Genomic DNA, 8,729 nt, shown 5'->3' on the forward strand with positions numbered 1-8,729 from the left:
CGCGCCGAGTCCTTGACCTCCTCCATCACGGCATAGGTGCGCGTCTCGCGCACGCCGGGCAGCTGCCACAGCACGTTGCCGGCAAAGCGCCGGTAGTCGTTCATGTCGGCGCAGCGCGTCTTGAGCAGGTAGTCGAAGCCGCCGGCGACCATGTGACATTCCATGATCTGCGGGTGCACCTGCACCGCGGCCTTGAATTCGTCGAACACGTTGTGCGTGGTGCGGTCCAGCAGGATCTCCACGAACACCAGCATGCCGGCGCCCAGCTTCAGCGGGTTCAGGCGCGCCTCGTAGCCGAGGATGTAGCCGTCGCGCGTGAGGCGCTGTACGCGCGCCAGCACCGCCGTGGGCGACAGGCCGACCGCCTCGGCCAGCTTCAGGTTGGTGATGCGCCCGTCGGCCTGCAGGGCCGCCAGGATGCGCAGGTCCAGTCTGTCCAGATCGACGGCTTCGTTCGATTGATCTAGAGATTTGTTCATTTTTTCGAATGAAATTCGAACAAAAATTCTATCAATGCCGCCGCATGATGCGCACATCTCCACCGCCCATTCTTCAGCAGGCTTCACCATGGACAACCGCGCACCCGTCGACCCGGCCTTCTTCTTCCGCGGCTTCGCCGGCGGCGCCGACGCCAGCGAACTGCGCCGGCGCATCACCGGGGCCTGCCGGATGCCCGAGCCGCAGGCCCTGGCCGACTTGCTGCCGCAGGCCCGGATGGCGCCCGAGGCCGCCGGCCGCGCCCACGCGTTGGCGCTGCGCATCGCCCAGGGCCTGCGCGAACGCAGGAGCGGGGCCGGCCGGGCCGGCATCGTGCAGGGCCTGCTGCAGGAATACGCGCTGTCATCGCAGGAGGGCGTGGCCCTGATGTGCCTGGCCGAGGCGCTGCTGCGCATCCCCGACACGGCCACGCGCGACGCGCTGATCCGCGACAAGATCGCGCACGGCCACTGGCAGGCGCACGCGGGCCGCAGCGCATCGCTGTTCGTCAACGCCGCCACCTGGGGCCTGCTGCTGACGGGCAAGCTGGTCGCCACGCACAGCGAGACCTCGCTGTCCACGCTGCTCACGCGGCTGATCGCCAGGGGCGGCGAGCCGATGATCCGCAAGGGCGTGGACATGGCGATGCGCATGATGGGCGAGCAGTTCGTCACCGGCGAGACCATCCAGGACGCGCTGGCGCACGCGAAGGGCCTGGAGGCGCAGGGCTTCCGCTATTCCTACGACATGCTCGGCGAGGCCGCGATGACGGCCGAGGATGCGGACCGCTACCGCGAGTCCTATGAGCAGGCGATCCACGCCATCGGCAAAGCATCCGCCGGGCGCGGCGTGTACGAGGGGCCGGGCATCTCGATCAAGCTGTCGGCCCTGCACCCGCGCTACAGCCGCGCGCAGCACGGCCGCGTGATGGACGAGCTGTACCCGGTGCTGCGCAGCCTGGCGCTGCTGGCCCACCGCCACGACATCGGCCTGAACATCGACGCCGAGGAGGCCGACCGGCTCGAACTCTCGCTGGACCTGCTGGACAAGCTGTGCTTCGAGCCCGCGCTGGCCGGCTGGAACGGCATCGGCTTCGTGATCCAGGCCTACCAGAAGCGCTGCCCCTTCGTGATCGACCACCTGATCGACCTGGCGCGCCGCAGCCGCCACCGGCTGATGATCCGCCTGGTCAAGGGCGCCTACTGGGACAGCGAGATCAAGCGCGCCCAGGTGGATGGGCAGGCGGGCTTCCCGGTCTACACGCGCAAGGTCTACACCGACGTGTCGTACCTCGCCTGCGCGAGGAAGCTGCTCGCGGCGCCGCAGCAGGTCTACCCGCAGTTCGCTACGCACAACGCCCACACGATGGCGGCCATCTACACGATGGCCGATCCGTCGGCCTGGCAGCCGGGGCAGTACGAGTTCCAGTGCCTGCACGGCATGGGCGAGCCGCTGTACGAGCAGGTGGTCGGCCCGGCCGAGGCCGGCAGGCTCGGCCGGCCGTGCCGCATCTACGCGCCCGTGGGCACGCACGAGACGCTGCTGGCCTACCTGGTGCGCCGCCTGCTGGAGAACGGCGCCAACACCTCCTTCGTCAACCGCGTCGCCGACCCGACCATCTCCATCGAGACGCTGGTGGAAGACCCGGTCGCGGCGGTCGAACGCATGGCGCAGGAAGAGGGTGAACTGGGCCGGCCTCATCCGGCCATCGCCGCGCCGGCCGCGCTGTACGGCGAGGCGCGCCGCAATTCGACGGGCCTGGACCTGTCCGACGACGGGACGCTGCGCGGACTCGAAACACTGCTCGTGCAGCAGGCCGGCACCGCCCGGCAGGCGGAGCCGATGCTCGCGCAGCCGGTGCCCGTGGCCGACCCGGCGTGGCAGGACAAGCGCAACCCGGCCGACCTCCGCGACGTGGTGGGCCGCGTGCGCGCCGCCACGGAGCCCGAGATCGACGCCGCCCTGCGCGCCGCCGCCGAGGCCGCGCCCGCCTGGGCCGCCATGCCCGCCGCGCAGCGCGCCGCCGCGCTGGAGCGCACGGCCGACCTGCTGCAGCAGGCACTGCCGCGCCTGCTGGGCCTGCTGGCCCGCGAGGCCGGCAAGACCTGCGCCAACGGCGTGGCCGAGGTGCGCGAGGCGATCGACTTCCTGCGCTTCTACGCGCAGCAGGCGCGCGCCGACTTCGACGCCGCCACGCACCGCCCGCTCGGGCCGGTGCTGTGCATCAGCCCGTGGAATTTCCCGCTGGCCATCTTCATCGGCCAGATCGCCGCGGCGCTGGCCGCCGGCAACACCGTGCTGGCCAAGCCCGCCGAGCAGACCTCGCTGATCGCGGCCGAGGGCGTGCGGCTGCTGCGCGAGGGCGGCGTGCCCGCCGCGGCGATCCAGCTCGTGCCGGGCCGGGGCTCCACGGTGGGCGCGCGCATGGTCGCCGACGCGCGGGTGCAGGCCGTGATGTTCACCGGCTCCACCGAGGTCGCGCGCCAGTTGCAGCTCACGCTGGCCGAGCGGCTGGGCTCCACCGGCGCGCCGGTGCCGCTGATCGCCGAGACCGGCGGGCAGAACGCGATGGTGGTCGATTCCTCGGCGCTGGTGGAGCAGGTCGTGGCCGACGTGATGGCCTCGGCCTTCGACAGCGCGGGCCAGCGTTGCTCGGCGCTGCGCATCCTGTGCGTGCAGGACGATGTCGCCGACCGCCTGCTGCACATGCTGCGCGGCGCGATGGCCGAGGCCACGGTGGGCAACCCCGCCGCGCTGCGCACCGACGTCGGTCCGGTCATCGACGCCGGCGCGCGCGAGACCATCGAGGCGCACGTGGAAGCCATGCGCGGCCGCGGCCGGCGCGTGCACCGCCTGGGCCGCTGCGCGCACGACGTGCTGGAGGGCGGCACCTACGTCGTGCCGACGCTGATCGAGCTGGAAAGCATCTCCGAACTGAAGCGCGAGGTCTTCGGGCCGGTGCTGCACGTGGTGCGCTACGCCCGCGAGGACCTGGACGGGCTGATGGCGCAGATCAATGCCACCGGCTATGGCCTGACGATGGGCCTGCACACGCGCATCGACGAGACGATCGGCCAGGTGGTCTCGCGCGCGCGCGTGGGCAACCTCTACGTCAACCGCAACATGGTGGGCGCCGTCGTCGGCGTGCAGCCCTTCGGCGGCGAGGGCCTGTCGGGCACCGGCCCGAAGGCCGGCGGCCCGCTGTACATGTACCGCCTGCTGGCCGCACGGCCCGGCGACGTGCTCGCGCGCGCCGCCGGCTGCGGCCTGCCGGGCTCCGTGCCCGAAGGCCGCGCGCAGGCGCCGTCGCCGGCCTTCGCCGCGCTCGCGGCCTGGGCGGCGGAGCATCGCGGCGAAGGCCTGGCGGCCCGGTGCCGCGAACTGGCCCGCCGCGCCGGTTCGCGCCAGGCGCGCGTGCTGGCCGGGCCGACCGGCGAGCGCAACGTCTATTCGCTGCACCCGCGCGAGGCCGCGCTGTGCCTGGCCGCATCGGAAGACGCGCTGCTGCTGCAACTGGCCGGCGTGCTGGCCGTGGGCTGCCGCGCCATCTGGCCGCTGACCGCCGCCACCGGGAAGCTGCATGCCGGCCTGCCGCTGGAAGTGCAGGGCGCCATCGCCCTGGCGAGCGACTGGAACGCGCCCGGCGTGGCGTTCGACGTCGCGCTGCATCAGGGCAGCGAGGCGGACCTGCGCGCCGCCGCCGCGCGGCTGGCCGAGCGCGACGGCCCCATCGTCTGCCTGCGCCGCTTCGACCCCGGCAGCGACGACATGCCGCTGGAGGCGCTGGTGCTCGAACGCGCCGTCAGCACGAACACGGCCGCGGCGGGCGGCAATGCGAGCCTGATGACGATCGCCTGACTAGAACGCAGGCTCCACCGCATCCGCCAGCGGCCGCGCGGGCGGCACCTTCTGCTTCGCGCGCGTGGCGGCGCCCACGGCCGCGAGCCGGCCGCGGCGCAGGGTGCCGGTCTCGGTCACGGTCTCGCCGGTCAGCAGGTTGGCGCTCTCGCGCGTGCCCTGCCGGCCCTCGATGCCGGTGAGCGCGTCCAGGCCGATCAGCTCGACCATGCCGTCCTGCTCGCGCTCGCGCAGCCGCCAGGTGACGCGCCAGCGCGCGTTCTCGCGCTCGGAGGCGGCCTCGGCGGTGACGCTCAGCACCCGGCCGCGGCCCGCCAGGCGCACCCGCACGTGCGCCGTCGGGTCGTCCAGGCAGATGCGGCAGTTCATGAAGGTGGCCCAGTGCCAGGCCTCGAAGCGGCCGTCGCCGGTGGTGGTGCCGATCAGCAGCGCGTACTGCTCGTCCCGGCGCAGCAGGATGGCCTGCACCGGATTGGGCGAATGCTCCGAAGCCACCTCCACCGGCTCGCCGATGGTCGCCATGTCCTTGGGCACGAAGCTGCGCCAGCGCGGCGCGCCCTGGCCGACGGCCATCGCGGGCTCGGGCCAGGGCTCGGCGGAGGCGGCCGGACCGGGCAGGCATGGCAGCAGCAGCGCGCACAGCGGCAGCAGGAGGCGGGTTCGCAGCGCGGTCATCAGGGCATTGTCCGGACCGGCGGGAGGGGCGGCCATCCGACGGAGCGCATAGGCCGCGCGCCGCCGCAGTCGGTCAATCGATGTTGTCCACGGTGTCCGGGTCCGGACCGTCGCCGATGGTCTCGCGCGTGGCGGCGGCCTGCAGGCGCAGCCAGTCGCAGAAGGCCGCGATCTCCGGGCGCGCGGCGCTGCGCGGCGCCACCAGCATCCAGTAGGCCAGGGGCGAATCGACGCGCTGGCTGGCGGGCAGCACCTCGACCAGGTCGCCGTTGCTCAGGCTCTCGGCGATCAGCGGGCTGCGCGCCAGCACCACGCCCTGGCCGGCGAGGGCGGCTTGCACCATCTGGTAGGCGTAATTGAAGTACAGCCAGCGGCGCGGCTGCACCCGTGTCAGGCCGGCGGCGTCGAACCAGCGCCGCCAGGTCAGCCATTCGAGGTGCGTGCGGTGCGCGTCGCCTGCCTCGATGAGGGTGAAGCCGGCGATGTCCTCCGGCTTGCGGATGGCCGGGCTGCTCTTGAGCAGCCAGGGGCTGGCCACCGGCATCAGCGTCTCGCCGAACAGCCGTACGGCGCCGGCCGGCATGCTGTCGGCCGGGCCGTAGCGCAGCGCCAGGTCGACGTCGGCCACGTCCAGGTCCACCGCCGAGTCGCTGGCGTCGATGCGGATGTCGATCTCCGGGTTGTCGCGCTGGAAGGCCTCCATGCGCGGGATCAGCCACATCGACGCGAAGGAGGCGAAGGTGGTCAGCGCCACGCTCTTGCGCCCGGCGCTGGCGCGGATCTGCCGCACCGCGCCGTCGATGCGCGGCAGCGACTGCTGCACCGCCAGCAGCAGCTGCGCGCCGGCGCTGGTCAGCTCGACGGCGCGCGTGTGGCGCAGGAAGAGCGGCACGCCCACCTCTTCTTCCAGCGACTGGATCTGCCGGCTCACGGCCGACTGGGTGAGCGCCATCTCCTCGGCGGCGGCGCGGAAGTTCAGGTGCCGCGCCACCGCCTCGAAGGCGCGCAGGTGGCCGGCGCCGATGGGGCGGGTGCGCAGGTGGGTCTGGGAGTGCTGCATGAAGGTCCGATGACGCGATTGATGCGAAACCGGAATCAGTAGCCTAGCGCGTTTTCATTGGACTGCCATGAGGCTTGCCGGGATCATTCATTCCCGAATCGCGATGTTCGCGCATTCACCCACCACCCTGAGGAGTCCGTCATGTCCAGCGCCACCGTCTGCACTTCCACCCTGGCCCCGGCCGCGGCCGTGCCGCCGGCCGTGCGCCGCGGCGCCTGGCAACTGGCGGCCGGGCAGGCCACCAGCCTGCGGGCCCGGCGGCCCAGCGTGCTGCGCGTGCGGCAGGGGCGCCTGTGGATCACGCGCGACGCCACCGCGGCCCACGCGAGCGAGGACCTGGTGCTCGGCCCCGGCGAGGCGCTGCCGGTCGCAGCCGGCCAGCGCATCGTGATGGAGCCGTGGGACGGCTACGGCGCCACCTACAGCTGGGACATGCAGGACGGCTGATCAGCCGCCGTGGACGTCGAAGCCCGGGCGCAGCCCGAGGAAGTGCGCCAGCGCGGCCTCGTCGCGCAGCGTGAACAGCGCGCCGATCTGGGCCGCGCCCTCCGCTTCCGCGTAGCCCATGTCGAAGCGCTGATAGCGGCGCTGCGCCAGCGGCCCCTCGTGGGCGATGCATACGCTGGTGTGGCGTGGGTCGTCGGCGATGCGGGCCATCAGCGCCTCCAGCGGCGCGTGCGGGCCTTCCAGGTGCTGGCAGAAGTGCTGGCCGTCGAACACCAGCAGCCCGGTGATCTCGTGCGCCGCGTTGTGCGGCCGTGCGCGCGCCAGGATCTGGGCGATCACCGAAGGCGACTGGCCGTCGGCCAGCGTGCTGCAGTAGAGAAATTCGTAGAGGGGCAAATCGTCCGCCGCAATCGCGCTGAAGGGAGGGACGCGACTGTAGGGCGCCGGCGTGGCGGCAGAAATGTCAAAAGACATGGCACCGCACGCCTATAGTCGCGCGCGTGGACAAAGCCCTGCAGCCTTCCGACGCCGAAGCCGGCGCCATCCTCGAAGCCCTTCGCGCGAACCCGGCCTTCCTGCCCGTGAGCGAGGCCGAGCGCACGGCCATCGAAGCCTTCCGCCGCGGCGTGCGAGGCCTCGGCGCCGGGCGCACCGTCATCGAGGAGCATCGCCGCAGCCCCTGGCTGTTCACGCTCTGCCAGGGCTGGGCCTTCCGCTACAAGACGCTGAGCGACGGCCGCCGGCAGATCCTCAGCTTCCTGCTGCCCGGCGACTTCATGGGCCTGCAGGACGAGTTCGTCGAAGGCACCTCCTACGGCGTGGAGGCGGCCACCGACGTGATCCTGGCGGCGTACCCGCGCGAGGCGCTGTGGTCCTTCTTCCGCGAGCAGCCGCGGCTGGGCTACGCCATCACCTGGATGGTGGCCAACGAGGAGAAGTTCGTCGACGACAACCTCGTCACCGCCGGCCGCCGCAGCGCCGCCGAGCGCGTGGCGATGCTGCTGCTGCACCTGTACCGCCGCGCCGAGCGGGTGGGCATGGCCGCGCACGGCTGCGTGGCCTTCCCCTTCTCGCAGCAGCACCTGGCCGACGCGCTGGGCCTGTCGCTGGTGCACACCAACAAGACGCTGCGCAAGCTGCAGCGCATGGGCCTGCACCGGCTGGAGGGCGGCGTGCTGCAGATCCTGGAGCCGCACGCGCTGGAGCGGCTGGGCGACTACTTTGAGCGCCCGCTGCGGCCCACGCCGCTGCTCTGACGCCGCTCAGGCGGCCGCGCGCGCCGTCCACGCCAGCGTGGCGGCCGCCAGGTCCTCCAGCGCCGAGCCCACGGCCTTGAACACCGTGCGCTCGCGCGCGCTGCCGCGGCCGGCGCGCTCGCCGCGGCACAACTGCGCCAGCGTGCCCTGCACCGCGTCCGCGCGGAAGCTGCCGGCGGCGATGGCGTCCAGCAGGTCGCCCGCCTTGAGCAGGGCTTCCTCCGTGTCGACGTAGACGCGCGCGCCGCCGCCGAAGCTGGCCGCATCGGCCTCCTTCATCTGCGGCGTGAAACTGCCGATCAGGTCCAGGTGCGAGCCTTCGGCCAGCCAGGCGCCGCGCACCAGCGGCGCGGTGGCCAGCGTGGCGCAGCTCACGATGTCGGCCGCGCGCACGGCCGCCTCGAGGTCGGCCGCCGCCCGCGCCGGCAGGCCGGCGGCGCGCCACTGCGCGGCCAGCGCCTCGGCGCCCCCGGGCCGATGGTTCCACACGGCGATCTCCTCGATGCCCGGCCGCACGCAGCGCATCGCCTCGGGCAGCAGGCGCGCCACCCGGCCCGTACCCAGCACCAGCAGGCGGCGCGCGTCCTGCCGGGCGAGGAAATCCGCGCCCAGCGCCGCGGCGCCCGCGGTGCGGCGCGCGGTGATCTCGTTGCCGTCCAGCAGCGCCAGCGGCACGCCGGTGGCCGCGTCATACAGCACGTAGGTCGCATGCAGTCCCGGCAGCCCGCGCGCGCCGTTGCCGGGGAAGATGTTGATCGTCTTGATGCCGAGGAAGGCCTCGTTCCAGGCCGGCATGATGAGCACGGTGCCCTGCGCCTCGCCGCCCTGCGCGATGGTGTGGACGTGGCGCGGCGGCACCTGCGCCTCGGCCGCGAAGGCGGCGCGCAGGGCGGGGATCAGGCGGTCGAGGGGCAGGGCGGCGCGGGTGGCCTCGGCGTCGAAGGGCTGCATGGCGC

8 protein-coding genes are annotated in these 8,729 nt (G+C 72.9%); 3 read left to right on the forward strand and 5 right to left on the reverse strand.

Features of this window, described 5'->3' with window-relative positions; all coding sequences use genetic code 11:
- The coding region (locus ACIY1X_RS21510) for an Lrp/AsnC ligand binding domain-containing protein (protein WP_399684558.1) at positions 1-479 on the reverse strand (479 nt) is incomplete at its 3' end.
- Between the two features lie 34 nt (positions 480-513).
- On the opposite strand from ACIY1X_RS21510, the gene putA reads away from it, so the two are divergent.
- Positions 514-4,335 (forward strand): trifunctional transcriptional regulator/proline dehydrogenase/L-glutamate gamma-semialdehyde dehydrogenase, encoded by a 3,822-nt coding sequence (gene putA / locus ACIY1X_RS21515; protein ID WP_157008144.1) that lies wholly within the window; start codon positions 514-516, stop codon positions 4,333-4,335.
- Here putA and ACIY1X_RS21520 read toward each other — a convergent pair whose 3' ends face one another.
- A complete protein-coding gene (locus ACIY1X_RS21520) occupies positions 4,336-5,010 on the reverse strand; it encodes a hypothetical protein (protein WP_038212492.1) in 675 nt (224 codons plus the stop codon). It abuts the gene before it with no gap.
- 73 nt (positions 5,011-5,083) lie between these two features.
- Entirely contained in the window at positions 5,084-6,070 is a 987-nt protein-coding gene (locus ACIY1X_RS21525) for a LysR substrate-binding domain-containing protein (protein ID WP_038212491.1), read from the reverse strand.
- A 141-nt stretch (positions 6,071-6,211) separates the two neighbouring features.
- Here ACIY1X_RS21525 and ACIY1X_RS21530 point away from each other — a divergent pair, with 141 nt between their 5' ends.
- Positions 6,212-6,517 (forward strand): DUF2917 domain-containing protein, encoded by a 306-nt coding sequence (locus ACIY1X_RS21530; RefSeq protein WP_038212488.1) that lies wholly within the window; start codon positions 6,212-6,214, stop codon positions 6,515-6,517.
- Here the strand turns inward: ACIY1X_RS21530 and ACIY1X_RS21535 are convergent, their stop codons facing one another.
- Positions 6,518-6,913 carry a BLUF domain-containing protein gene (locus tag ACIY1X_RS21535; protein ID WP_038212485.1) on the reverse strand — a complete coding sequence of 132 codons (396 nt, stop codon included), beginning with the start codon at positions 6,911-6,913 and terminating at the stop codon, positions 6,518-6,520.
- 104 nt (positions 6,914-7,017) lie between these two features.
- On the opposite strand from ACIY1X_RS21535, the gene ACIY1X_RS21540 reads away from it, so the two are divergent.
- A complete protein-coding gene (locus ACIY1X_RS21540) occupies positions 7,018-7,773 on the forward strand; it encodes a Crp/Fnr family transcriptional regulator (protein WP_211260279.1) in 756 nt (251 codons plus the stop codon).
- Between the two features lie 6 nt (positions 7,774-7,779).
- On the opposite strand, the gene ACIY1X_RS21545 is transcribed toward ACIY1X_RS21540, so the two are convergent.
- Positions 7,780-8,724 carry an ornithine cyclodeaminase family protein gene (locus ACIY1X_RS21545; RefSeq protein WP_038212482.1) on the reverse strand — a complete coding sequence of 315 codons (945 nt, stop codon included), beginning with the start codon at positions 8,722-8,724 and terminating at the stop codon, positions 7,780-7,782.
- Positions 8,725-8,729: the final 5 nt, after the last annotated feature.

The organism is Xenophilus sp., from assembly GCF_044462705.1.
Classification (GTDB): Bacteria; Pseudomonadota; Gammaproteobacteria; order Burkholderiales; family Burkholderiaceae_C; genus Xenophilus; species Xenophilus azovorans.

What these genes read in the sequence shown, in the direction of transcription:
- ACIY1X_RS21545 (WP_038212482.1), bottom strand. Translation starts at nt 8,724, where the DNA reads ATGCAGCCCTTCGACGCCGAGGCCACCCGCGCCGCCCTGCCCCTCGAC.
- ACIY1X_RS21530 (WP_038212488.1), top strand. Translation starts at nt 6,212, where the DNA reads ATGTCCAGCGCCACCGTCTGCACTTCCACCCTGGCCCCGGCCGCGGCC.
- ACIY1X_RS21520 (WP_038212492.1), bottom strand. Translation starts at nt 5,010, where the DNA reads ATGACCGCGCTGCGAACCCGCCTCCTGCTGCCGCTGTGCGCGCTGCTG.
- putA (WP_157008144.1), top strand. Translation starts at nt 514, where the DNA reads ATGCCGCCGCATGATGCGCACATCTCCACCGCCCATTCTTCAGCAGGC.
- ACIY1X_RS21525 (WP_038212491.1), bottom strand. Translation starts at nt 6,070, where the DNA reads ATGCAGCACTCCCAGACCCACCTGCGCACCCGCCCCATCGGCGCCGGC.